Annotated in this window: 24 protein-coding genes and 4 pseudogenes; 11 read left to right on the top strand and 17 right to left on the bottom strand. The window is 69.8% G+C overall.

Annotated elements, in window-relative coordinates:
* Positions 1-7: 7 nt before the first annotated feature.
* Complete coding sequence (locus tag ACFWYS_RS33005) at positions 8-484, bottom strand: CBS domain-containing protein (RefSeq protein WP_384776672.1); 477 nt, start codon at positions 482-484, stop codon at positions 8-10.
* A 159-nt stretch (positions 485-643) separates the two neighbouring features.
* Here ACFWYS_RS33005 and ACFWYS_RS33000 point away from each other — a divergent pair, with 159 nt between their 5' ends.
* Positions 644-1,219, top strand: coding sequence for a hypothetical protein (locus ACFWYS_RS33000; RefSeq protein WP_384776671.1), 576 nt, complete (start codon positions 644-646; stop codon positions 1,217-1,219).
* Position 1,220: 1 nt separating this feature from the next.
* On the opposite strand, the gene ACFWYS_RS32995 is transcribed toward ACFWYS_RS33000, so the two are convergent.
* From ACFWYS_RS32995 to ACFWYS_RS32945, 11 genes are all read right to left on the bottom strand, one after another.
* Complete coding sequence (locus tag ACFWYS_RS32995; RefSeq protein ID WP_384776669.1) at positions 1,221-1,595, bottom strand: hypothetical protein; 375 nt, start codon at positions 1,593-1,595, stop codon at positions 1,221-1,223.
* A gap of 139 nt (positions 1,596-1,734) precedes the next feature.
* Positions 1,735-3,681, bottom strand: a complete 1,947-nt coding sequence (locus ACFWYS_RS32990; protein WP_384776667.1) for an NAD-binding protein — start codon at positions 3,679-3,681, stop codon at positions 1,735-1,737.
* A gap of 19 nt (positions 3,682-3,700) precedes the next feature.
* Positions 3,701-4,999 carry an ArsB/NhaD family transporter gene (locus ACFWYS_RS32985; protein WP_384776665.1) on the bottom strand — a complete coding sequence of 433 codons (1,299 nt, stop codon included), beginning with the start codon at positions 4,997-4,999 and terminating at the stop codon, positions 3,701-3,703.
* Positions 4,996-5,454: a CBS domain-containing protein gene (locus ACFWYS_RS32980; protein WP_384776663.1), complete on the bottom strand. Its 459-nt coding sequence runs from the start codon at positions 5,452-5,454 to the stop codon at positions 4,996-4,998. Before ACFWYS_RS32980 ends, ACFWYS_RS32985 begins: the two co-directional genes overlap by 4 nt.
* Positions 5,441-6,682: a cation:proton antiporter gene (locus ACFWYS_RS32975; protein WP_384776661.1), complete on the bottom strand. Its 1,242-nt coding sequence runs from the start codon at positions 6,680-6,682 to the stop codon at positions 5,441-5,443. Before ACFWYS_RS32975 ends, ACFWYS_RS32980 begins: the two co-directional genes overlap by 14 nt.
* Positions 6,683-6,849: 167 nt before the next feature.
* Entirely contained in the window at positions 6,850-7,197 is a 348-nt protein-coding gene (locus ACFWYS_RS32970; RefSeq protein WP_384776659.1) for an STAS domain-containing protein, read from the bottom strand.
* Positions 7,198-7,496: 299 nt separating this feature from the next.
* Entirely contained in the window at positions 7,497-7,754 is a 258-nt protein-coding gene (locus tag ACFWYS_RS32965) for a hypothetical protein (RefSeq protein ID WP_384776657.1), read from the bottom strand.
* Positions 7,751-8,998, bottom strand: coding sequence for a cation:proton antiporter (locus ACFWYS_RS32960; RefSeq protein WP_384776655.1), 1,248 nt, complete (start codon positions 8,996-8,998; stop codon positions 7,751-7,753). The genes ACFWYS_RS32965 and ACFWYS_RS32960 overlap by 4 nt, the downstream gene beginning before the upstream one ends.
* A gap of 6 nt (positions 8,999-9,004) precedes the next feature.
* Entirely contained in the window at positions 9,005-9,490 is a 486-nt protein-coding gene (locus ACFWYS_RS32955) for a cation:proton antiporter regulatory subunit (protein WP_384776653.1), read from the bottom strand.
* 176 nt (positions 9,491-9,666) lie between these two features.
* The gene (locus tag ACFWYS_RS32950; protein WP_384776651.1) at positions 9,667-10,035 is read right to left on the bottom strand and encodes a hypothetical protein; all 369 of its coding nucleotides are present in this window, start codon (positions 10,033-10,035) and stop codon (positions 9,667-9,669) included.
* 743 nt (positions 10,036-10,778) lie between these two features.
* The gene (locus tag ACFWYS_RS32945) at positions 10,779-11,294 is read right to left on the bottom strand and encodes a nitroreductase family deazaflavin-dependent oxidoreductase (protein ID WP_384776649.1); all 516 of its coding nucleotides are present in this window, start codon (positions 11,292-11,294) and stop codon (positions 10,779-10,781) included.
* A gap of 175 nt (positions 11,295-11,469) precedes the next feature.
* Between ACFWYS_RS32945 and ACFWYS_RS32940 the strand changes: the two genes are divergently transcribed.
* From ACFWYS_RS32940 to ACFWYS_RS32930, 3 genes are all read left to right on the top strand, one after another.
* Positions 11,470-12,558, top strand: coding sequence for a PP2C family protein-serine/threonine phosphatase (locus ACFWYS_RS32940; RefSeq protein WP_384776647.1), 1,089 nt, complete (start codon positions 11,470-11,472; stop codon positions 12,556-12,558).
* Between the two features lie 34 nt (positions 12,559-12,592).
* The gene (locus ACFWYS_RS32935; protein WP_384776646.1) at positions 12,593-13,129 is read left to right on the top strand and encodes a MarR family winged helix-turn-helix transcriptional regulator; all 537 of its coding nucleotides are present in this window, start codon (positions 12,593-12,595) and stop codon (positions 13,127-13,129) included.
* Between the two features lie 213 nt (positions 13,130-13,342).
* Positions 13,343-14,062, top strand: coding sequence for a hypothetical protein (locus ACFWYS_RS32930; protein WP_384776644.1), 720 nt, complete (start codon positions 13,343-13,345; stop codon positions 14,060-14,062).
* A gap of 3 nt (positions 14,063-14,065) precedes the next feature.
* Here ACFWYS_RS32930 and ACFWYS_RS32925 read toward each other — a convergent pair whose 3' ends face one another.
* The gene (locus ACFWYS_RS32925; protein WP_384776642.1) at positions 14,066-14,806 is read right to left on the bottom strand and encodes a DUF4142 domain-containing protein; all 741 of its coding nucleotides are present in this window, start codon (positions 14,804-14,806) and stop codon (positions 14,066-14,068) included.
* 449 nt (positions 14,807-15,255) lie between these two features.
* Between ACFWYS_RS32925 and ACFWYS_RS32920 the strand changes: the two genes are divergently transcribed.
* Positions 15,256-15,477 carry a hypothetical protein gene (locus tag ACFWYS_RS32920; RefSeq protein ID WP_384776640.1) on the top strand — a complete coding sequence of 74 codons (222 nt, stop codon included), beginning with the start codon at positions 15,256-15,258 and terminating at the stop codon, positions 15,475-15,477.
* 23 nt (positions 15,478-15,500) lie between these two features.
* On the opposite strand, the pseudogene ACFWYS_RS32915 reads toward ACFWYS_RS32920, so the two are convergent.
* Positions 15,501-15,722 (bottom strand): annotated as a pseudogene (locus tag ACFWYS_RS32915) (transposase); the annotation flags it as partial.
* A gap of 271 nt (positions 15,723-15,993) precedes the next feature.
* Here ACFWYS_RS32915 and ACFWYS_RS32910 point away from each other — a divergent pair.
* Positions 15,994-17,469, top strand: coding sequence for a SulP family inorganic anion transporter (locus ACFWYS_RS32910; protein ID WP_384776638.1), 1,476 nt, complete (start codon positions 15,994-15,996; stop codon positions 17,467-17,469).
* 245 nt (positions 17,470-17,714) lie between these two features.
* Here the strand turns inward: ACFWYS_RS32910 and ACFWYS_RS32905 are convergent.
* Positions 17,715-17,963: pseudogene (locus tag ACFWYS_RS32905) on the bottom strand (PucR family transcriptional regulator); the annotation flags it as partial.
* On the opposite strand from ACFWYS_RS32905, the pseudogene ACFWYS_RS32900 reads away from it, so the two are divergent.
* Positions 17,949-18,167 (top strand): annotated as a pseudogene (locus ACFWYS_RS32900) (sodium:solute symporter); the annotation flags it as partial. The pseudogenes ACFWYS_RS32905 and ACFWYS_RS32900 sit on opposite strands and share 15 nt — an antisense overlap.
* 68 nt (positions 18,168-18,235) lie before the next feature.
* Here ACFWYS_RS32900 and ACFWYS_RS32895 read toward each other — a convergent pair.
* Entirely contained in the window at positions 18,236-18,835 is a 600-nt protein-coding gene (locus ACFWYS_RS32895) for a TetR/AcrR family transcriptional regulator (RefSeq protein ID WP_384776636.1), read from the bottom strand.
* 166 nt (positions 18,836-19,001) lie between these two features.
* Between ACFWYS_RS32895 and ACFWYS_RS32890 the strand changes: the two genes are divergently transcribed.
* Together ACFWYS_RS32890 and ACFWYS_RS32885 are read left to right on the top strand one after the other, a co-directional pair.
* The gene (locus ACFWYS_RS32890; RefSeq protein WP_384776634.1) at positions 19,002-19,148 is read left to right on the top strand and encodes a hypothetical protein; all 147 of its coding nucleotides are present in this window, start codon (positions 19,002-19,004) and stop codon (positions 19,146-19,148) included.
* A gap of 145 nt (positions 19,149-19,293) precedes the next feature.
* On the top strand, positions 19,294-19,944 hold the full coding sequence (locus ACFWYS_RS32885) for a peroxiredoxin-like family protein (RefSeq protein WP_384776632.1): 651 nt from the start codon (positions 19,294-19,296) through the stop codon (positions 19,942-19,944).
* Positions 19,945-19,983: 39 nt separating this feature from the next.
* Here ACFWYS_RS32885 and ACFWYS_RS32880 read toward each other — a convergent pair.
* Positions 19,984-20,363: pseudogene (locus ACFWYS_RS32880) on the bottom strand (DM13 domain-containing protein).
* A gap of 362 nt (positions 20,364-20,725) precedes the next feature.
* Between ACFWYS_RS32880 and ACFWYS_RS32875 the strand changes: the two are divergent.
* Positions 20,726-21,376 (top strand): hypothetical protein, encoded by a 651-nt coding sequence (locus tag ACFWYS_RS32875; RefSeq protein WP_384776630.1) that lies wholly within the window; start codon positions 20,726-20,728, stop codon positions 21,374-21,376.
* Positions 21,377-21,992: 616 nt separating this feature from the next.
* Positions 21,993-23,489 (top strand): vanadium-dependent haloperoxidase, encoded by a 1,497-nt coding sequence (locus tag ACFWYS_RS32870; RefSeq protein ID WP_384776628.1) that lies wholly within the window; start codon positions 21,993-21,995, stop codon positions 23,487-23,489.
* The last annotated feature ends 122 nt before the right edge of the window (positions 23,490-23,611 follow it).

The following is a 23,611-nucleotide window of genomic DNA, read 5'->3' as shown; positions in this document are numbered from 1 at the left end:
CGTGCGCTCACGCCTGGCCGACCACGCCCGCGGCCCCGAGAAGTTCGTGCAGAAGGTGTGAGGCAGTGATCACGCCGAGCAGATGAGTACCGGCCTTGTCCCTCTGGGCGACCGCCACCAGCGGGCTGCGCACCCGTGCCATCAGCGCGGCCACCTCCAGCGCGGTGTCGTCGGGGTCCGCGATCGGCGGCGGCTCGGCCCTGCTGGACAGACAGTCGCCGACGCGTCGGCCGGCGAGCGCCTGGCACAGCCGGTCGGCGTGCTTCTCGTCGACCACGGCCGCGAGGGTCGGGTCCTCGACGACGTAGGAGGGCACCAGCACCTTGACCATCTGGGAGGCGGGCAGGATCGCCTTCGGCTCACCCCGCTCATCGAGCACCAGCAGGCCGGGCAGCCTGTGCTCGGCCATCAGCCGGGCTGCCTCCATGGCGTCGCTGTCGACGCTCACCGTCTCGTATCCGACCGCCAGGTCACGCGCGCGCACGGCGGGCTCCTCATCTGCTGAAAACGTCCCTGTACTCAGCGTCGTACACGTGTGGTGCACGGGCCAGGGCATTGACGCGAAACATACGCGCGGGGCCAGGCAGGGGGACACTGGAGGTGTGCTGTCGGTGCTCACGAGGGCCCGAGGGGGTGTCGGCCGATGGTGAGGTCTCGGCGGGTGCGGATGTGGCGGTGGCGGCGGAATCCGCTCAGACGCCGCAGCGATCTCATCGAGGCATGGGTCGTGCTCACCGGGTGGGCGCTCGTCTTCGTCGGCAGCATCCTTGCAGGGCTGACGTCGGCCGGCGCGTTCGAGCGGGACGCCGAGCGGAAACGGGCGGAGAGCCGCCGCGTCCCGGCCGTGCTCGTGGAGGACGCGCAGGACAGGGTTTCCATGCGGGGGACGAGCGACTACCGGGTATGGGCGACGGTGCGCTGGACGGCGACGGACGGCTCGACGCACACGGACGAGGCCAGGGTGCCGGTCAGGGCCCGGGCCGGGAGCACGGTGACCGTGTGGACGGACGGGAACGGCCGGATCACGGTCGACCCCCTGACTGAGGGCGAGGCCCGGCTGCACGCGGTTTTCGGAGGCGTGATGGTGGGGACGGGCGCGGGCGGTGTGGTCTGGGGAGCGGTGTGGGTGGTGCGACGAGGGCTGGAGCGGCGTCGTATGGCGCAGTGGGACACGGAGTGGGAGCGGATCGGCACGCGGTGGGGGTGGAAGGCGGGCTGAGTCAGCCGACGGACCGCGGACCCGGCGGTCCCCAGTCACCGCCCCGCGCCTCATCCGGCGTCCAGGACCGCATGGCTTGCCGACGGAACCGCTCACCGAGCTGCGAACCACACATGATTCCCGCCCCGAACAGCATCAGCCCGAACTGCGCCGGAAACGCGAAGAACGCGGTGTCCTCGGCATCGAGCCCACCCCACCGCGCGAGTGGAACGGCCAGTCCGCTCGCCCAGAACACCAGCAGCGCGACTGCGCGGACACGGATCTCCCACGGGGTGGCGTGCCGCCGGACCCGCTCGGGGGCCCAGCCCCGTAGCAGGGCGATCGCGAAAGGCAGGACGAGCACCGACCAACCGCACACCCAGAGCAAGTCGAACACGCGCACCCTCCTTGTCTGTCCGGGTGGCCGCCCATCGGCGGGCCTACCTGCCGCGGCGCCGTCGACCACCGCACGTGACGGTCCCACGGGGCGTTGCAGAGCGTCACTGCCTGGTTCCGGCAGTCTTCGCGGGGTTCTGCTACGTGCCGTGCCCGTGGCCGGACCGTGTTCCCAGTCCTGGCGCCCGTCCGAGGAGCTCGGCCAGCCCCTGTCGGGTGGCCGCCAGTACCACCCGGTCCTCGGCACGTAGCACGTAGCCGGGATGGAGGTCCCATACGAGGCCGGCGGCGCGGTCGGCGGTGTCGTGGGCCGGGGTGGCCGAGAGGTCGGGGAGGCGTTCGTCGGGCGCGGCGGTGTCCAAAGCGATGACGCGCCAGGCACCCGGTCGGAAGGACTCGGCGATCGTGCGGCCCTCCAGTTGCGGGTGGCCGGCGACGTTCAGGGCGGCGAAGAGCAGCACGCGGCGTTCGACCGGGATGGCGCCGAGGATCTGACGGCCCATCATGGCCCCGGCGAAGGCGGGTGCGGCGAGGGTGGAGACGCTGCGGCTGCGGGTGAGCGCGCGGGGGTGGGCGGCGCGCAGGGTGCGGTAGACGGCGGCGGCGAAGTCGTCGTCGTACAGCCGCAGCGCTGTGCGCAGGTCGGGCTTGACGGAGCGTGCGTACAGGGCCGCTTCGAGGTTGGTGGTGTCGCTGCTGGTGAGGGCGAGCAGGGAGTGCGCGCGGTTGATCCGGGCCGATTCGAGCACGCCTTCCTGTGTGGCATCCCCGATCACCACGGGCACCCGTATCCGCCGCGCGACGGGGATGCCGCGTGCCTCCGGGTCCTCCTCGACGCACACCACGGGTATGCCGAGTTCGTGCAGCCGGGACAGGACGCGGGTGCCGACCTTGCCGAGTCCGAGCAGGACGACGTGGCCGGACAGTCCGCGTGGCGGGCGGCGCAGAGTGGACGCGGTGCGGAAGGTACCGAACGCCTCAAGGGCGGCCGCGAGCAGCACGGGCAGAAACAGCAACCCGGCCAGCCCGGAGAGGAGTTGGAGTATCTGGCGGGAGGCCGGCTCGTCGAGTGCGGGATCGCCGATCGCGAAGAGGTCGAGCAGGGTGAGGTAGGAGGCGTGCAGCAGATGGGGCTCGCTGGTCAGCCAGGTCGCCACGGCCAGTGCCAGAACGCAGGCCACGAGACCGGCCAGCGACCAGCGAAGCCGGCGGGAGAAGAGTCGGCCGAGCGGCAGTCCGCGTCCTGCAAGGCGGTTCGGCGGGGGAGCCGATCCGGTGTGCGCGATGGCTTCCAGGACCACCGTGCCGCGGCCGGTGGCCGCGGCCACCGTCTCCTCGTCCGGCAGCAACTGGGGCCCCTCCCGGCCGCTGGCGTCCGAACCTTCCGCGCCCGCAGGGTCGACGGTCGTCGAGGACAGCAGCGCGAGCGTGCACAGACCGCGATCGGCGACGCGGCCCTGGCCCGGCGGGGTGCGTTCCACCGCGCGTAACAGCAGCCCGTCGGCCTGGACGACCTTGCTGGTGCCGGCCACGGCCGTGGCGGCGAGGGCGGGAGCCGCGGTGTCCGCGTCGGACAGGACCGTGGTGGAGGTGTCCAGGGCCTCCGGGTCCAAGCCGGGGACGGCGAGGGCGGCGGCCTGGTCGAGGAGTTCCTCCAGGTGCTGGCCGAGCTTGCGGTTGTAGAGCCGGATGACGAGCCGCAGGCGTGGGTTGAGGCGGCGGGCGGCCAGCGCGGCGTGGATGTTGGTCTCGTCGTCGTCATGAACCAGTGCCAGCGCGGCGGCCTCGCGCACGCCGGCCTCGGCCAGCGCGGCCTCGTCCAGCACGGGCGCCTCGACCACCTGGGGCACCCCGGTGTCCAGGGTGGCGGCGCGGTTCATCGCCGTCTGCACCCGGCCGAGGAGCGCGGAGGCTCTCGTCGGCGGCCCGCCGGGGTGGCTCCGGCTGGCGGGCACCACGAGGGTGATCCGCTCCCGGTAGACCGTGCCGAGTTCGGCGGCCAGCCGCTCGGCGAGCGCGTCGTCACCGGCGACGATCATGTGTCCCGGACGCGTGGACCCGCGTGTCTGCGGAGGGAGGACGACCATGCCTTACGACACCTCCGACTCAGGCGAGCGCGAAGTAGCGCAGCCACACGTACAGAGCGGACAGAGTCACCGTGACGACGGTGACGACGAGGCCGTACTTGGTGAACTGCCAGAAGGTGATGGGCTGCCGATTGCGTTCGGCGATGCCGAGAACGACCACGTTGGCGCTCGCGCCGATCGCGGTGGCGTTGCCGCCGAGGTCGGCGCCGATAGCCAGGGCCCACCACATGACGTGGTCGGGGTCCCCGCCCATGTTGTTCACCAGGTCGGCGGTGATCGGGGCCATGGTGGCGACGTAGGGGATGTTGTCGACGATGCCGGACAGCACGGCCGAGGCGCCCAGCAGCAGCATCGAGCCGCCGAGTTCGTTGTCGCCGATGGCGTCGGCGAGGGAGCGGGAGACCTCGCCGATGACGCCGGTCTCGATGAGGCCGCCGATCATGATGAAGAGTCCGGCGAAGAAGGCGAGGGTGGGCCACTCGACCTCGCCGAGTACGTCGCCGGTCTCCACTGCGGAGATCGCGATCAGCAGGCCGGCGCCGAGCAGGGCGACGACGCTGGGCTCGTAGTGCAGCACCGGGTGCAGCACGAACCCGGCGACGACCAGGACGAGCACGATCAGGCCCTGCACCAGCAGCCGAGGGTCCCTGATTGCTTCCTTCTCCTCCAGCGCCATGACCTCTTCGGCGCGCGTCTCGTCGTAGACGAAGGACTTGCGGAACAGGAACCGGCACAGCACGACCAGCACCACGGTCAGGATCGCGGACAGCGGGGCGAGGTGGACGAGGAAGTCGTTGAAGGTCAGGCCGGCCCGGCTGGCGATGATGATGTTGGGCGGGTCGCCGACCAGCGTGGCGGTGCCGCCGATGTTGGAGGCGAACACCTCGGCGATGAGGAAGGGGGCGGCGGGCAGCGCGAGCCGCTCGCACACCAGCAGGGTCACCGGGGCGACCAGAAGCACCGTGGTGACGTTGTCCAGCAGGGCCGAGGCGAGGGCCGTGATGACGACGAGCATCACCATCACCCGGAACGGCCGTGCCCGTGCCCGCTTCACGGCCCAGATGGCGAGGTACTCGAACATGCCCGTCTTCTTGAGCACGCCGACGATCATCATCATGCCCAGGAGCAGGAAGATGACGTTCCAGTCGATGCCGGAGTGCTCGGAGAAGAAGGCTGCCTTGTCATCGGTCGCCCCGATCGCCAGCATCAGCGCGGCGCCGCCCAGGGCCGCGCCGACGCGATGGATCTTCTCGCTGATGATCAGGCCGTATGTGATGACGAAGACGGCTATCGCGGCCCAGCTCTGCCAGCCGTTCACGATTCTCCGACCAGTCGCTGCATGAGGCGGGCGGCCGTGATGGCGCCCGCCAGGCGGATCTGGTCGCCGTCGTGTTCGACGACGGCGACCAGCGGCGTGTGGGTGCGGGCCATCAGTGCCGCGACGTGCATGACGCTCGTGTCCGGGCCGACTGCCGGCGGCTGGAACCTGCGGCGCGGAAGCCATTCGGCGACCGTGAGCGCGGCGAGCTTGCCTGGCACCTCCTCGAGTTCCCGGTCGTCGAGCCCGGCCGCGAGATGCGGGTCCTCCCGCGCGTACTCGGGCACGAGCTGCCCGATGAGCTGCGAGCCGGGCACGATGGCATACGGCTGCCCGTCGCGGTCCACGACCAGCAGCGCCGGCAGCTTCTGCTCGGCCAGCAGCCGGGCCGCGTCGGTGGCGTCGTCATCGGTGGACACGTGCGGGTAGGGCTCGGCGAGTTCACGCGCCGACATGGCCGGCCTCCTTGGCGGTACGGGGAGCAGGGGTGGTGCCGTCGCCGTCCACGCCGGCGATGTCCTCGACGTGGAAGAGGCGGGCGATCGGTACGTCGGTGGAGCTGTGCGCGATGATCGAGAAGGCGATGCACACGGCGATGAGTGTGAACGCCTCCTCGCCCTGCGGGATCCCGGCCTGCAGCACCAGCAGCCCGTACACCACCGAGGCGAAGCCCTTCGGCCCGAACCACGCCGCGACCAGCTTCTCCTGCCGGGTGAAGCGCGTCCCCAGCAGCGACAGCAGCAGCGAGGCCGGACGGATCAAAACGATCGCCAGGACCACGGCGACGTAGCCGCCGAAGGACAGATCGCCGAACAGCTGAGGCGTCAGCAGCGCGCCGAACACCAGCAGCGCCGCGAACTTCGCCAGCTCGGCCAGCGCCTCGCCCAGCGGCTCGAACGCCTCCTTCGCCTCCAGCGAGCGCGCGGTGAGCACCGCACCCGCCGAGAAGGCGGCGAGGTAGGGGTTGGCGTGGGTGAGGTGGCACAGGGCGTACAGGATCACACCGATCGCCAGCGGCAGAAGGGGCTGCAGCTTGGGCTCGGCGCCCAGCAGCCGGAAACGTACGAGCTCGATCACCACGAACGGGATGACGATGCCGAAGACAAGCCCGAGGACCAGCTCTAGTGCGATCTTCCCGAACTCGGCCTCGGCGTGCCCGGAGGTCGGCCCGGCCGCGGCGATCAGGATGAGGACGACCGGCAGGGCGAGCCCGTCGTTGATGCCGCTCTCCACGTTCAGCAACTGCCGCAGCTTTGCCGGGACTTCCTTGCGTCCGACGATCGCGGAGGCGAACACCGGGTCCGTCGGAGCGAGAACGGCACCGACCAGGAAGGACGTCGTCCAGTCCAGACCCACCAGGTAGTGCGTGATCAGCGCCATCCCGACGAACGCCAGCGGCATGCCGAGCCCGAGCGCGCGGGCCGGGTTCCTCCAGTTCTCCTTCAGCTTCGGGAAGGAGACGTGCATACCGTCGGTGAACAGCACCGCGAACAGCGCCAGGTCAGCTGTGACGGACACGATCTCGCTGTCCGGCGTGATGTGGATCAGCCCGAGAAAGCCGTCACTGACGAGAGCGCCGCCGACCAGGAAGAGAAAGGAGGTGGACAGCACGGTCCGGGCGGCCAGACCTGACAGCAGCACCGCGATGAGCAGCGCCACCCCGAAGACCACAACGAGCACCATGACCTGAACCCCCGATCGACGAAGAGATTTGTCCTCAAAACCGCCGACCAGGCTTCCCGGCACACCGCTGGGAACCCTACACGTTCTTTACGCGGCATTGACAGGTCCTTGACGCGCACCTTGGCGTGCCGCACATTGCCGGATCCCGGAAGCAAGGCGACCTCCCGTTACGAGCCATCGCTGTCTTCGCTCCACAGGGCGCGGGAGAGGCCGAGCTGGTACATGACCAACCGTGCGCGGTCGTTGGCGTGCGTCACGACCAGACGGGTGGTGCCGCGGGCCCGAGCGGCCCTGAGCGCCATGAAAAGAGCTTCGCAGCCATCCGGGCTGACGTACTTCACTTGCGCCAGGTCGACCTCCAGGACTTCCGGCCCGGTGTTGATGAGCCGCACGAGGCGCCGACCGGTCGCGGAGGCGTTGCGGGCGTCCAGTTCGCCGCGCAGCCGGACCACTTCACGCCCGCGCGGTTCCCCCGGCGCGTGCCGTGGCCGGTGCGGGAAGCGGAAGAGACGCATCGCGGACTCCGGGGTAGGCAGGCAAGGTGCTCGCCGACCAGGCTTCCCGGCACACCTGCTCGCAGCGTATCTGTGGGGTGGCGGTGGCGCTCGTCGCGATCGTTGCGCGGCGACGGAGTCCCGCTTCAAACGCGCTCGCTCAGGTCGCCGGCCGACGTCGCACGTGGTGACGGCTGGCAACGCAGGGGTCGAGAGAGTGCAGGTAGTAGGTCAGGCTCGCACGTCGAGTGTGAGGCTGTGGGCGAGGAGGGTGCAGGCTGCGAAAGGCAGCAGCTGTTCGGGCCTCGTCGGTCCGCAGGCTATCGATCGCTCAGCTGCGGAGCGATCCAACGGGCGTACTCCGCGATGGACCGCGGCTCCCGACCGGTCAGCCGTTGCACCCAGTCGGCGGTGTACGCATTCACGCCCGCGCGCAGCGACCGGAACGCCGCGACGATCTGTTCCGCGAGCCAGTCAGGAAGCCCCAGCCCGGTCAGCCCCGCAAGGGCCTCATCGTCCGGTATGGCCACATACGCGATCCGGTGCCCCACGGCGCTCGACAGTTCCTTCTCGGTCACGCATGGTCGACGGTGTCCTGGCTGTCGATGGTCTCGTACGGCGGTGCCGGGGCCGCATCCACAGCCGCCGGGGTCGGCGTCCGGCGGCGCCGTACCAGCATGCGTGTGGCCAGCGGTTCGGTGTAGCGCGCCGTGATGGGGCCGAGGAGGACGAGGATCAGGACGTAGGCCGTGGCCAGCGGGCCGAGTGAGGGTTCTATGCCGGCGGTGACGGCGAGCCCGGCGATGACGATGGAGAACTCGCCCCTGGCGACGAGGGTGCCCCCGGCACGCCAGCGGCCCTTGCGGCCGATTCCGGCGCGGCGGGCGGCCCAGTAGCCGGTGGCGATCTTCGTCAGGGTGGTGACGGTGGCGAGGGTGAGGGCGGGCAGGAGGACGGGCGGGATGGTGGCGGGGTCGGTGTTCAGGCCGAAGAAGACGAAGAACACCGCGGCGAACAGGTCCCGCAGCGGGGAGAGCAGGCTGTGGGCACCCTCGGCCACCTCGCCGGACAGGGCGATGCCGACCAGGAAAGCTCCCACGGCGGCGGAGACCTGCAGTCGCTGGGCGAGCCCGGCGATCACCAGGGTGAGGCCGAGGACGACGAGCAGCAGCTTCTCGGGGTCGTCGCTGGAGACGAAACGGGAGATGTGGCGGCCGTAGCGGACGGCCAGGACCAGTACGAGAGCAGCGGCACCCAGGGCGATGGCGAGGGTGATGCTTCCGGCCGCCCAGCCCGCGCCGACCAGCAGAGCGGTGACGATGGGCAGGTAGACCGCCATGGAGAGGTCCTCGAGGACGAGGATGCTTAGGATGGTCGGCGTCTCGCGGTTGCCGAGCCGCCCCAGATCGCCGAGCACCTTGGCGATGACGCCGGAGGAGGAGACCCAGGTGACGCCTGCCAGCACGACGGCGGCGACGGGTCCCCAGCCCAGTAGCAGGGCCAGTACCGCACCCGGCAGGGCATTGAGGACGGCGTCAACGATGCCGGCGGGATAGTGGGTTCTGAGATTGGTGACCAGATCGCTGGCGGTGTACTCCAGGCCCAGCATGAGGAGCAACAGGATGACGCCGATCTCGGCCCCGACGGCGACGAAGTCCTCGCTGGAGCCCAGCGGCAGCAGTCCGCCCTTGCCGAAGGCGAGCCCGGCCAGTAGGTACAGCGGTATCGGCGAGAAGCGCAGCCGCCCGGCGAGCCGGCCGAGCAGCCCGAGTCCGAGGATGAGGCAGCCGAACTCGATCAGGAAGACAGCGGATGAGTGCATGTCGGCTCACTCCCGCCCGAGTATCGCGGCGGCAGCCTCCACGCCCTCGCGGGTGCCGATCATGATGAGGGTGTCGCCGCCGGCCAGTCGGAAGTCGGGGGCGGGGGAGGGTATCGCCTCGGCCCGGCGCAGCACGGCCACGATCGAGGCTCCGGTGTCGGTGCGCATCCGGGTCTCGCCGAGCAGGCGCCCGTTCCAGTACGAGGTGCTGGACAGTTCGATCCGCTCGGCCACGAGCCCGAGGTCGGTCGTGGAGAGCAGGTTCGGCGTGTGGTGGGCGGGCATCAGGGCGTCGATGAGTGTCGCTGCCTCCTCCGCCGTCAGGCGCGCGGACAGGGAGCAGGCATCCGGGTCGTCGTTGTCGTACGCGCTGAACGTGCGATGGCCGTCGCGGTGGGCGATCACCGACAGGCGGCGGTTCTCCCGGGTCGTCAGGTCGTAGCGGACTCCGATACCCGGCAACGGCGTGCTGCTCAGGCGCGGTGCGCTCATGGCTGTCCCCCTTCTGACGGCGTCGGCGTGCACTTCTGCGGCTCGTCTGCGGGGGCCGCCCGGACGGGCGCCCAGGTCCGGCCTGTGACGCTCATCCTAGGCGGGCGGTAGGGGCGGGGCGCGTGGAGCGGGCCTGACCAGCCCGGTGCAGGCGTCACGTGAGCCCGCGTCAACGCTCACAACAGGGCCTCGATGCCGCGGAGTTCCTTGCGTGCGAGATCTGGATGCGCACGCTCGCGGTCGAGGACAAGGAGGAGGAAGAGCCCTTCGTGGGTCCGCCGGGTCAGCGGGCGGATGAGATGGAGTTCGCCGACGAAGGTGACCAGGATGTCCTCGATCTGCTGCGGCTTGCAGCCCGACTGGTTCAGAGCGGAGAGGTGGGCGCGCACGACGTCGGTGCAGCCGTGGGCGGCCCGGTTCATGTCGAGGTCCTGCCGACGGCTCAGCGAGCCGAGCGGCATCCGGCTGACGTAGTCGACGAGGACGGCGCCGAGAGCTCCTTCGACGCGCATCGCCCGGTCCAGCGCGACCTGGATGGTGGACACGGCCGTCCCCTCTCGGCACACGGTCTTCCTCCGTGCCGACCAGGCTTCCCGGCGCTCCAGCCCTGCCGCGTACCCATCGAGGGCAGTGAGCGGCGGGGCACTTTTGCATCGTGCCACGATTTGGAGCCGTCCGCCCCGCTCATGCGGAGTCTTGGTGGAGATGTGCGGTGGATCCGGCGGAAGTCATGGCCGACACCGATGCTTCCGAGGCGGCTGCGCAAGCTGTGGACCTTCCCCCGCGGCAGGTCCAATCCGGATCGGTGTTCCTCGGGCTCACGCTGCCGCCGCACGCCGGACAACGACCGAGCCGGCGTGGTGTACGACGAGGGCCCCGGGAGAGGCATGCACAGTGGGGAAGGCGCCACCGGCACTTTCGTCGGGAGCGTCCTCCGACCCTTCCCGGGTGATGTCGCCCTGTCCGTCTTGCGGAGTGCTCCCACTGGTGGCCAGCTGGGACCAGACGGTCAGGGGCGGCGCTATTGCGGCGGCCGTGGCGATCATGCTGCCGACCCGCCGGAGTCTGCCCCGGCTGTCCAGGTCCCGCCATGCCGGTCGGGAGCCCTCCGGCGGTGATTTCCCGGCCGCCATCGCGGGGTACGGCGATCTCGCCTTGGTCCTGAGTGCAGGTGGCGCAGGCGGCGTAAGGGCTTCCGGATCGCCGCCGACGGGCACGGAGGGTATCGCCGCGGTGTAAGGGAAAGCGGCCACCGCGGCCCGGCGCCCCGGACGCATTGTCCGGGGCGTCACGTGCGTCTGTGCCGGCGGTGTCCGCCGGCGCAGTCGAGCCGGACGAACGGGATGGCACGCCCGGCCTCGCGCAACGACGCCTCACCGCCGTCGACGGGAAAGCCCATGAAGCCGCACAGACGGCGAGCCGTTCGCGGGTGCCGCCGGGCGTAGTCAACCATGATCTCGGCGCCCTCGGGGGGTGGGAGGAAGCGGGCGGTGACGGCGTGCGGGCGGCTGCCGATCTGAGCGACGGTCTTCGGTTGGTGGCGCAGGTTCTGGTACCAGTCCGCCTTCGGCCCGAAGCCGGAGGCGACGATCCAGCTCTCGCCACCCGCATCTCGGGACACCACTTCCAGGACCACCTGGCGGTCGAGGTCGGTGACGCGGCCGACGTGGTGCAGCAGAAGCAGCCGGTTCCCGAGCAGCGGCCCCAGCCCCGCGCGGAACAGGAGGATCGGTGCCCGTACGGCCAAGCGCCGCCATCCGGTGGGGAGTCGAGGGCGGCCGGGTGCGGTGTCGCTGCGCGCCATGGTTGCCTTCCACAGGTGGTCGGGAATGTCGGCTCTTGGACTCGATTGGGTAAAAGACCCGGGGCAAAAGCCGTCTGGCGCGACCTACCTTTGCATAGCCTAAAGGTGAGGGGGAGGCGTGCCCGCGGAGCCGAGGGGCGACTCTCGAGCGCCTCGACACCGCTGGAGTACGCACATGATCGACACGAAACCGCCACCGACCTCGACGGTGCTGTCCTCCATGCCCGTTGTGGTGATGGCGGTGGTGGCGGCCGCGGACGTCGTCGCCGGCCCGGGTGTGGGCTTCCTGCCCCTGGTGTCGCTCGGACCCGCGTTCTCCGGCCTGGTCGGGGGGTGGCGTCGTACGGCGGTCTTCGGACTCGTGGCGCTGATGCTGGGTGTGGCACTCGGGCTGTACGACGGGCTGTTCGAGGAGCGTCGGGGATACATCGCGCTGGCCGCGGTGGCGGGCGTCACCGGCGTCGGCATCACGGCGGCCGTGATGCGCGAGCGCCGGGAGGCGGAACTGGCCAGTGTGCGGTCGATCGCCGAGGTCGCACAGCGGGTGCTGCTGCGGCCGGTGCCGTTGACCGCGGGCCCGCTGCAGGCGGCGGTGTCGTACACCTCGGCCGTCGCCGAGGCGCGGATCGGCGGCGACCTGTACGAGGTGGTGGCCTCGCCGCACGGCATCCGGGTGATCGTGGGGGACGTGCAGGGCAAGGGGCTGGCCGCGGTGGAAACGGCGGCGGTCGTCCTCGGCGCGTTCCGGGAAGCGGCGCACGACGAGCCAGACCTGGTGGGCTTGGGCGAGCGCTTGGAGCGCAGTGTGGCTCGGGAGCTGGAGGGCGAGAAGTTCGTCACCGCGATCCTGGCCGAGATCGGCTCCGACCAGGAGGCGGTCCTGCTGAACTACGGCCACCCGGCCCCGATGCTGGTGCGCCGGGACGGAACCGTCGACTTCCCGCACCCACCCTCCTTCGCTCTGCCGCTGGGCCTGGGCGCCCACGGTGGCGAGGGTCCGAAGCCGTACCGGGTGGACTTCGCTCCCGGCGAGCAGCTGCTGCTGTACACCGACGGTGTCACCGAGGCCCGTGACGAGCAGGGGAGTTTCTATCCGCTCGGCGATCGGGCGCACTTGCTGAAGGAGTTCGACGCGCACCGCGCCCTGGAGGCGGTGCGCGCGGACCTTGCCCAGCATGCGGCCGGGCCGCCTCGCGACGATGCCGCGATGCTCCTGTTGCGCTACCACGGTCATGGGGAAGGAAAATCTGTTCCCATGCCGTGAGTGAGCAGCGCCTTGGGCGCGGTAGAAAGGACGCATGGCGGAGCGCGCGACCCCTGACGGGGCCATGGACGATGTCGATGCGGTGACCCGGGCGGTGCTGACCGCGTCCCGGTTGCTGGTGGCGGTCTCCGCCCGCTCCCTTGCCGAGGTCGAGGAGAGAGTGACCCTCCCGCAGTTCCGCATGCTGGTGGTCCTGCACACCCGGGGGGCCACCAAACTGGTCGCGCTCGCCGACCTGCTCGGCGTGGCACCGTCCACCGCGATGCGCATGGTCGACAGGCTGATCGCTGCCGGACTCGCCGACCGGCAGACCAATCCCGCCAATCGGCGCGAGACCCTGCTCCGGCTCACTGAGGAGGGTCGCCGTACCGTCGCAAACGTCACGGCCCGGCGCCGGGCCGAGATCGCCGCGATCGTCGAACGGCTCACCCCGACGCAGCGGTTGGCCCTCATCGAGGCCCTGGCCGCCTTCAACGAAGCCGGGGGAGAGCCCCTCGCCCCAGCGCTCGACGACACCGAACCGCACCCGCTGGGCTGGGCGATGGACGTCGCGGCGGCGCGCGACGCCTGACCCACCCCTGGCCGACATCGGAATCAGGCCGAACTTTTCCAGCCCCGCCACGTTTTGCATAATGCAAGGGAACTGTGAAGGCGCCGCCAGGATGCCGGATCCCGGCAAGCCGACCCGCGTATGTGTGTCCGGCCGGGGGCAGTGTTGATCGCTTGCCCGTGACGCCAGGATGTCGCGGACGGACATGGACCAGGGCTGGAGGCGGAGAGGCGTATGCGCCGGGCGAGTCGACCCCTGCCCACCGGAGAACCGCACCTGATGGCCCACCTGCGCACCTCTGTGTGGGGGCCGGCGGAATTCGTCGGCCTGCCGCCGTGGTGGCTGGTCGGGGAGGGACTCCTCGCTGGAATGGTCGGGGCGGTGACCATCGCCGGCACCGCTCTCGTCGGCGCCTGGTACGGGCTGCCCGCGCTGGCGAACGGCGAGGCCGGGCTGGTCTGCGCCGTCGCACTCGTCCTCTATCTGGGCATGGTGCGTGCAGGCCGGGCACTGATCGGCCTCGTCGCCGTGCTGGGCGTGTGCCTTGCGCTCCAGGTCCCGCAGGCGGCCGCGGGCGTGGTGTTGGCGGACCGGGGGCGCGTGGAATCCGTGGTGGTGACCTCCGTCGAGGCTGGAGCGACGGGCGCAGCCACACGCGGCCGTTACCTGTGCTCGGTGGCCGACCAGGGCGGCGTCCCGCTCAGGGTCCGCATCTGGCGCGGTTGCGGGCAGACCACCCGGCCGGGTGACGCGCTCGCCGTGGTGTACGACCCGAAGGGGCACGTGCCGACACGGGGCGTGCAGGCCGAGGTGACAGCGGTGGGACCGCTGCGCGACGTGGCCGGCTGGGCCGCCGCACTGGTCGCCGCATGCCTGCTGGCAGTGGTCCGCTCCTACCGGCTGACCCACACCACGGCAGGCCCTGCGCACGGTACTGAGGCGGCCACACCCTGACGCTCAGCCCGCCGATGGGGAAGGCGAAGGTGAGGCCGTGTTCACGTCCAGGTCCGGGCGTGGGGTGAGAACCACGACCGGGGCGCCCGGCTGGGGCGCGGGCGGAGTGAGCTGCTCCTTGGGCAGCTTCGGCGGCGTGGTCTGCTGGAAGTTGACCTGATCGAAGTTGACCAGTCCGGTCTTCTCCAGAACCGTGATGTGGTCCAGCACGGTGTCGTTGGCCAGGTCGGCGAGCTGGCGCACCAGCGTGTTCTCGGTGCTCGCCCGGATCTTGGCGATGACCGGGAAGATCTGACCGTGGGTCACGCGCATGATGGCGACGGCGGTGGAGTCGAACTCCTTGCCCGACTTGGCGTCCACGGTGGCCACGAACTGTTGTTGCTGCGGGCTGGCCTGGTTGGGCAGCGTGATGTTCAGCTCGGGCGCGATCTTGCGGCACATCGCGTCGAGGCCGGCGTGCCCGACCACCAGGTGCTCGCCCGCCTCCTTCATCTCCTGCGTCGTACCGCGCTCCATGGACATCTCGCCCAGGGGGTACTCCCACAGACCGGCCGCGCGGACCTTGACCACGAAATCGCGGTCGGCCTCGGTGAGGGGACCGTACGGCGTGTTCGCGATGATGCGGGAGGTGTTCGTCGCCGTGTTCTCGATGCCCAGCATGGCGGGATAGGCGAGCGCGGAGAGGGTGAGAACCAGCGCTCCGCCCACGAAGACGGCACCGATCGTGTTTCGGGAGAGGGGCATGGAACCTCCTGATGTGAGCGGTCCTGGTGTCAGGAGGTACGGACACGTCATGTGGAGCCATCATTGCACTAGGTAAATTTTGCATCCTGCTCTGTGTCTTGCGTCACATTGGGGCGGGTTGTGGTCGCCGAGGGCGGAGCAACCTGTTCGGGACGGCGACGGCTATTTGCCGGCCGGGCAGAACGGGGGGCGTTTTGCCGCGCGCGGGCGGCGAGTGTCCGGGCGGGCGCCTTGGGTGATCCGCAGGGCGCAGTCCGCCTGCCATCGCTGGGCGAAGCCGGCCATGGCCGGGGCGGTGAGGGGGGGCGAGGGTGAGGAGAGCCGCAGCGTCGAGCCGAGTCTTGCGGATGGTGAGGTGTGCGGGACTCTGCGCCGTCGGGGGGTGCCCCTATGGGTTTGGTCAAGCGCGAGGCTCGATACTGGGCATCGAGCGTCTCTGTGGGGGATCGATGAGTGCGTGGGCGGAGCTCGTGTGGGGCCTGGTCTTCGGGGGCGCCATGTTGGTGGTGGCGTTCAACTATCGCGATGTTGCGTGGCGGATCCACGGCTTCATGTCGAACACGGTTGGTGCCAACCGGCTGCTGACGCCGGCGACGGTGAGGTTCGTTTGTGGCGTTCTGGCCACTGCTTCAGTGGTGAGCGTCGCGTTTGGGCTGGCCGGGTCCGAGTGACTGGCGACTTTCCAGCAGTTACTTGCGAAGAGCACGTCGGCCCGGCGTCGGGCGAGGCTGAGGATGGCCTGGCTGTGGTGCTTTCCCTGGGCGATCTTCTTGTCGTAGTAGGTGCGCGAGGTCGGGTCGGCCAGTGCGGCGAACGCGGAGAGGAAGAAGGCGCGTTTGAGCTGCTTGTTTCCTCTCCGTGAGGGCTGTTCGCCGCGGATGGAGGACCCGGAGCTCCGGGTCGCCGGGGCGAGGCCGCCGACCAGCCCTCCCTCGCCGGCGCGCCCATCCGCTCGCCCACGCGAACGCGAGCGCCCCGAGGTTGCGCCCGACTGAAGGCCCTCAGTGGCTGCTGACCGCGGAACGAGGTCGCTGATGGAATATCGGCTGATCCCTTCCGACAGACCTTGGTCTTGCCTTGATGGGTTCTATACGTATTCTTTACGCTCGGAGCGCCGGGAAGTCTGGTCGGCAACTCGCCCCGTCATGGGGTGAGTTCGCCATGCCGTCGACCCGAAACGGGGCCCCATGTTCCAGCGCATTGCGCGAGAGGTTCTCTCCGGCCTGACCGTGGCCATTGTGGCGCTGCCCCTGGCGATCGCGTTCGGGATCACCGCGACCGGCACGTCCGAGGGCGCGCTCGTCGGGCTGTATGGCGCTATCTTCGCGGGGTTCTTCGCGGCTCTGTTCGGCGGGACTCCCGGCCAGGTCACCGGTCCGACAGGTCCTATCACCGTCGTGGCCACCGGGGTCATCGCCGAGCACGGACTTGAGGGCGCTTTCCTCGCCTTCGTGATGGCCGGCGCGTTTCAGATCCTGTTCGGACTGTGCAGGCTCGGGTCGCTCATCCGCTACATCCCCCACCCTGTGGTGTCGGGTTTCATGGGCGGCATCGCTCTGATCATCATCCTGGGTGAGATCGACCAGGTGGAGAGAAGTTTCCTGGTGGTGGCGGGCACGATCGTGCTCATGCTGGTGTCCGGGCGAGTGATCAAATCGATTCCGGCCAGTCTGATCGCGCTCGTGGGCATGACGTTGGTCCTGCGGCCCGCGGACTCGTCCTTGCGGGACGTACGCATCGGTCCGGTTCCGCTCAACACGGCGATCGACTACATAGGCCGGATCCCGGAGTCGATCCCGTCGATCACCGTCCCCGAGCTCAGCGGGTCGCTGCTCCTCACCCTCCTGCTCCCGGCGCTGAGTATCGCGCTGCTGGGCTCCATCGACTCGCTGCTGACCTCGGTCGTCATGGACAACATCACCGGCAACCGGCACCGGAGCAACAAGGAACTCGTCGGCCAGGGGCTCGGCAACGCCGTCAGCGGACTGTTCGGGGGCCTGGCCAGCGCCGGTGCGACCGTCAGGTCTGTGGTCAACGTCAGAAGCGGCGGCCGTACGGCCGTGTCGGCGGCCACCCACAGCGTCATCCTTCTCGCTCTCGTGGTCGGCCTAGGGGCCGTGGTGCGGTACATCCCGCTCGCCGTGCTGTCCGGGATCCTGATTCTGACCGCGGTCGGCATGTTCGACTGGGAGAGCCTGCGCAAGGCCCACGTCTCTCCGCGGGGTGATGTCGTCGTGATGTTCGCGACGATGATCGTCACGGTCCTCGTCGACCTGACCGTGGCCGTCGCCGTCGGCGTCGCCCTGGCGCTCATCGTGCACGCGATGAAGTCGCGTCGGCGCAGGGCGTCGATCGTGCACGACGGCGCCGACGCCTACCGCATCGAGGGGCCACTGTCCTTCCTGTCGGTCGACCGCGTCTTCGCCGCGCTGCGCGACGAGCGGTCGAACCTGTCGCTGAGCCTGAAGGACGTCAGCTACATGGACATGTCCGGGGCGAAGGCGTTGCTGACCTTCGTCGACCACTCCCACAAGGCGGGCGTCGGGCTGGGCATCAAGGACGTGCCGCCACATGTCGCGGACCGGCTGATCGCGCTCGCGAACGAGGAACAGCGCGACAAGCTCGAAGCCATTGTCGAAGACCGTCTGACGGGGCTCCGTTAGAGGGCCGGGCCCAAACCGCCACTGACGAGCTCATGGAGGCCATCCGCCACGTGGGGCCATTTTCCAGCGCGGTGGCCCTGGCCCTTGGCCCCCGGGCTGGAGAGCACACCCAGAGCTCTCACGGTGGCGGGGCGCGTAGTCCGCCGAGTCGACGTCGACCGTGCTGTTGCGGAGCGGTACGTGCTGCGAGGGCCGTACGTCGTGTCGAGAGCCGTACGCAGTGTCGGCGGTCGCGCCGTTCAGGGTCAGTCGGCCGGCTGGAGGGGCTGGGACGGCCAGTTCAGCAGACGTGCGCCGAGCGCGGCGGTCTGCAGGATGTAGCGCTGGTCGGGGTCGGTGGGGTCGTGGCCGGTGAGCTGGCGGATGCGGCTGAGCCGGTAGGTGACCGTCCGCACGCTCATGCCCAGGCTGCGGGCGGTGGCGGTGTTCAGACAGCCGCTGGCGAAGTAGGCGGTGAGCGTGTCCAGCAGTGATTGCGGGCCCCCGCGTACGGCGTCGCCTCCCCGACCCAGAAGCACTTCGGCGGTTCCGCGAAGGAAACCCCCGGCATCGGCGAGATCGGCTACATCGGCCTCACGGCGTTCGTCCTGAACGTGGTGGTGACGGTGGTGCTGACCTTCGTCCTGAAGGCTGCGAAGGCACCCGAGGGCATCGATGCCACGTCTCCCGGGGACTACACGGCAGACGCGGAAGAGTAGGCCGCCTCCACGCTCCGTCCCAGCACTTCACCTGCAGCCAGCCCCAGTTGAGCCGCTTCCAGGCACCTCTATGCCGCCGCCCGGACGCCGATCGAGTCCAGGGCGGCGGTCACCGTCTTGCCCAGTGTCGCGGCATCCGCACCAGCACGGGAGCGCAGGTTGACGCCATAGGCGAGCAGCGCCAGCAGATCGGCGGAGGCTCCTGGGTCGGCGCCGGGGGCGAGCTGCCCGTCGCGGTCGGCGGTGACGAGGGCGGCGTACATCGCCTCGCGCAGCCCTCGGTGGTGCTGGTCCAGGACGGCGCGTACCTCAGGATCGCTGTTCTCAGCCCCTGCGTGCGCGTTGGAGACCATGCAGCCCCAGCGGGCGTACTCACCCGAGCAACGCGCCTCGATCAGGCCGTCGAAGAACTCGGAGATGGCGGGCAGGCCCCGCTCGTCCTCGGCCAGGCGCCGGAACATCGGCTCGGACCGCTGCTCCATGTAACGGCGCAGCGCAGCGAGGTAGAGCTGCTGCTTGCCGCCGAACGTGGCGTACAGGCTGGATCGGTTGAGCCCGGTCGCGGTCACCACGTCCTGGATCCCGGTCGAGGCCACGCCCTGCCGCCAGAACAGTCGCACCACGGTCTCCAAGGTGGCATCCGGATCGAAGTGCTTGATGTCCGGCATGTTTCACCCCGCCATCTTGAAATAGAAATTCCAAGATACTCCCCGTTCAGCACGCCGCAAAGGTGCTGACAGATACAGAGCGGGGCAGCTCGCCCACCAGCTCGAGGGCGTCCAGCTTCGTCCACGATCCGCCCGCTGGGCGCCCGCGCGCCGCGACCATGCCCCCATGAATCGCATACCAGCCCTCTGGGCGGCCGCGTACGGGTCGCAGTCACCCCGCCTCCGCCGCTTCGTCGCCCGCCGTGTGGTCCATCTCGGCGCCTTCATCCGGGCTCTCGCCCTGACCGACCATCGCCCCTTCACCAGTCTCTGACGCATCGGCACCTCCACACGGCTGGCGCGGGACTACGCATACCCTTATCTTGGAACGAACGTTTCAAGAATTGCTCGCGGGTACCGCTCGGATGCTCCGTCGCGTCCGGTCCCGTTCCAGTCGCCCACCAGGAGGAACGAGCACCATGACCACCCTCAACACCGAGCTGCGCACCTTCTACGAGGCGCGTCAGCAGCAGATCCCCGCCGAGATCCGGGAGATCATGCAGCGGGCCGGCCAGGAACTCGCCGACTCCGGCCAGGCCGACCGCGCCCTGACCGTGGGTGACAAGGCCCCGCACTTCAGCCTCCCCTCCGCGGCCGGGCAGACCCTCTCCCTGGACGCCCTGCTCGACGACGGCCCGGTGGTCCTGACCTTCTACCGCGGCGCCTGGTGCCCGTACTGCAACATCGCCCTGCGCTCCCTCCAGCAGCACCACGAGGCGATCACCGCACGCGGTGCCCGCCTGGTGGCCGTCTCCCCGCAGATCCCCGACGAGTCCCTCACCCTGACCGAGAAGCACGACCTCGCCTTCGACGTCCTGAGCGACCTCGGCTCCGACACCGCCAAGCAGTACGGCCTCGCCTTCGACCTCCCCGACGACCTCGCCGCCGTCTACGACAAGCTCGGCTTCGACCTCCAGCGCGTCAACGCCGGCCACCCGCGCACCCTGCCGCTGCCCGCCACGTACGTCATCGACCGCGAAGGCGTGATCCGCTGGGCATTCGTCAACACCGACTACACCACCCGCGCCGAACCGGCCGACATCCTCGCTGCTCTCGACGCGCTGGCCTGAAGCAGGCAGCCCGGTCGGCGTCAGTGCTGTCAGGGCCTGTCAGACACGGGAGAGTTCGGCAGCACCGAAGGAGACGTCGAACCGGTCGCACCAGATGCTGACGCCGCTGAACCGGGCCGGGTCGACGTCTTCGGCAGGACGAAGCTCTGGCTGCACTTGTTGCCCTTCAACTTGCCGAGGCTGACGTACTCGCCGTCGTCGAAGACCCCCAGGCCGGCCCGGCCATCTTTCACCGGAGCGTCCGTCAGCCACATGCGCAGATCCGGCCCGTTGCTGGTGTCAAGGTCCTCCAACCGCACGGCATGAGAGCCGTCGGCCAGTCGTACAAGCCTGAGCGTTCTGGACCGTCTCGTCCTGCCACAGCTTCCAGAGCTGGAACCAGTACAGCCCGAATCCGGCCCCGCAACAGCCAGCACCATCACCCCGATCACCCACGGCTTGACCAGCAAGGTCCGCACCCGCCCTATCCCGTCCCTCCGGAGATCCGTCCGTCGATAGCCCTCGTCTCCGCCACCCTGGGCTGGGAAGCCCCGCCACCGTCCGCGCCTTCGAAGAGGCGGCCAGGCCGCCGGAACCGGGGGACGGGTCTCCGCGGGTTCTGCCAAAGCCTCGGGCATGCCGACCATGAGGGAGTCGACTGGGCTCTGGAACGTGTGCGAGAGGCGCGGCCGCGCCTGGTCATGAGTGCAGGCGGCTGTCGTGTGAGGTTGTGGGCGGCCTGCGTCTTACGGAATCCTTACGCGGCCACATGAGGTGACGTCACGCGCCTACGCTCGCAGGCGTGTCGGTCATCCGAAGCATCACCCTCGTCACCGCCGCCCCTCTTGTTCTGGCTGTGGCGGGCATTGCGCATCCGCACGGGCTGTCCGCATCGACGGCCTCGGACTGGGCACGGTTGCACATCGCACTGCTGCCTGTCTTTCCCCTGCTCACGGTCGGTCTGTTGGTCCCTCTGTGGCATCGGCCCCGACTCGACCTCGCGGGCTTCGCCACCGTGGTGGCCTGGGCGGGTGCCTTCGTCTACGCGGCCTTCTATACCGGTCTCGACACGGTCGCCGGTATCGCGGCCGGGACCGCGGTCGAGCACGCCGACAAGACAGCGAACCTCGGGCCGATCAAACGACCGCTCTACGACACGGGCGAGGCGCTCGGGCAGGCCGGCGCCTACGCCCTCATCTGCGCCGTCGCCGCCACGGCGGTCGCGCTGCTTCCGAAACACGGCGCCCGAATCCTTCCCGGCACGATGGTGCTCCTCGCGGCCGGCTGGTCCTTCATCGACAGCCACATCTTCTGGCCACGCGGCGTATGGACGATGCTCGGCTTCGCCCTGGGCTTCGCACTGCTCGCCTGGGGGACCGGGAGGAGCGCCCCCACAGGGAAGACCGGCATGCTTCCGCGCCGCCATGCCGGCGGTCATGGCGCTGGACGGTGACCGGGCCCTGCTGAACGCCTGCAAGTCGCACCGCTGACCGCTGCCCACGCCGAGCAGGAAGCCCGGGGGTCCGGGCGGCCCCGGCGGCACACGCGCCGGGGAGTGCTGGATGCGGGCCGCTCGCGGCGTTGTCGTCAAGGCGACAGCGATTCGAACCGGGCCCGGCGAGGCCGGTCGTGGCTGAGGCGCCCGAGGCACGCTGCCGCCCGCGCTTCCCTCGGTCGGTTCATCCTCAATCTTGACCGGCCCTGGCGCGCGACGTGTTGGAGCCGGTCCTGCGCCGACGTCTCGTCGCACCACGCCTGCCCGTGGCGTCCGGTGTTTCCTGCAGGTCGCAGGTCCTCGGGGTCCTGAAGTCCTGGCTGCTGCCGGACAGGGGTACGGCGACATCATCCTGGCCGGCGAGTCTGTCCAGGGCCGCAGCCGAGCCAGAGCTCCAACGAAACAGGATGCTCCTCGGAGTTGCAGCTTCCGATTTGGGTCGATTCGGAAGCCTGCTTTTTATATGTGCAGATATTCGCGATTGCCCGTGTTCTGTGCAACGGTCCTGCGGCGCAGGATGTCTCATGGGATGTGGTGCGATTCGCACCTTTCACGGGGAGCACGGGGGATTCACATGAGTGATCGTCGTTTAGCCGCGCGCGACGCGCGGGTCCGGGCCGCCGAGGCCGAGTTCCAGCGCCATGTACCGGTTCTCGCAGCCAACGGGGAGGAGACGGACCACCCGTTCGTGGCCAACTACTCCAAGGCGCTGCCGCACAACAAGTTCGGCGAGGTCGACCCGGCCGCCTACCACCTGCTGCGCCGTGCGCTGGCCACCGGGAGCTACGAGGACTTCGAGCGGATCCCGCTCGGGGACACCCGCAAGCTGGTCAACCCGCAGGCCGGCGCCTCCTTCGACCTCCAGGGCCCGGACGGTCAGGCGCTGGCCATCCGGTCGGCCCCGCGCATCGACAGCGCGGAGAACTCCGCCGAGGCGGTGGAGCTGTACTGGATGGCGCTGTGCCGCGACGTGCTGTTCACGCGGTTCGGCGACAGTGAACTGGTCGCCGAGGCGGCCACCGAACTGAGCGGTCTGTCGGACTTCCGGGCGCCCAAGCAGAACGGCCAGGTCACCGCGCAGACCATCTTCCGCGGCGACACCCGGGGCGACCTGGTGGGGCCGTACCTCTCGCAGTTCCTGCTCAAGGACATCCCGTACGGCACGCTGCTGATCCCGCAGCGGCAGGACACGTTGGTTCGCCCGGTCGACCACCTGACCACCTGGGGCGACTGGCTGGAGGTGCAGAACGGCTCCGAACCCGAGCCGGACGAGCGGGACTTCGCCAGCCGTCGCTACATCCAGACCCCCCGCGACCTGGCGCACTACGTGCACTTCGACGCGCTGTACGAGGCGTACCTGAACGCCGCCCTGATCCTGCTGGGCATGAACGCGCCGGCGGATCCGGGCAACCCGTACAACTTCTCGCGCAACCAGATCGGTTTCGGGACGTACGGCGGCCCGCACATCCTCTCGCTCGTCACCGAGGTGGCCACCCGGGCGCTGAAGGCGGTGTGGTTCCAGAAGTGGTTCGTGCACCGGCGGTTGCGGCCGGAGGAGTTCGGCGGGCGGGTCCACCAGCAGCTGCGCGGGCAGCGCGAGTACCCGATCGACGGTGAGGTGCTGGACTCCGTCGCGGTCAAGCGGGTGTTCGAGAAGTACGGCAGCTACCTGTTGCCGCAGGCGTTCCCCGAGGGCAGCCCGACCCATCCCTCGTACGGGTCCGGCCACGCCACGGTGGCGGGGGCGTGCGTGACGATCCTGAAGGCGTGGTTCGACGAGTCGCACATCCTGGCCGACCCGGTCGTGCCCAGCACCGACGGCACCGCTCTGGAGCCGTACACCGGTCCGGACGCCGGGCGGCTCACGGTCGGCGGTGAGCTGAACAAGGTCGCCGCCAACATCGCCACGGGCCGCAACATGGCCGGTGTGCACTGGCGCACCGACTTCACGGAGGCGGTGCGGCTGGGCGAGGAGATCGCCATCGGCGTGCTGCGCGAGGCGAAGGAAGTCACCCTGGAAGACGCGGTGTTCACCCTGAGCCGGTTCGACGGCAGCACCCTCGCCGTCTGACGTTTCGGCCTTCCCGCCCGGGTCGGCTACGGCCCGGGAACAGCGCCTTGGGCCTGGGCTCGCGCAGCGGGTCCGGGCCCAAGCGGTGAGAAGGCCGGCCCTCCGGCGACCTTCCAGACGCC

Source organism: Streptomyces sp. NPDC059010, assembly GCF_042740355.1.
In the GTDB taxonomy this organism is placed as follows: domain Bacteria; phylum Actinomycetota; class Actinomycetes; order Streptomycetales; family Streptomycetaceae; genus Streptomyces.
Note: the sequence above shows the minus strand (reverse complement) of the source record. Positions and strands in the feature narration are given on the sequence as shown.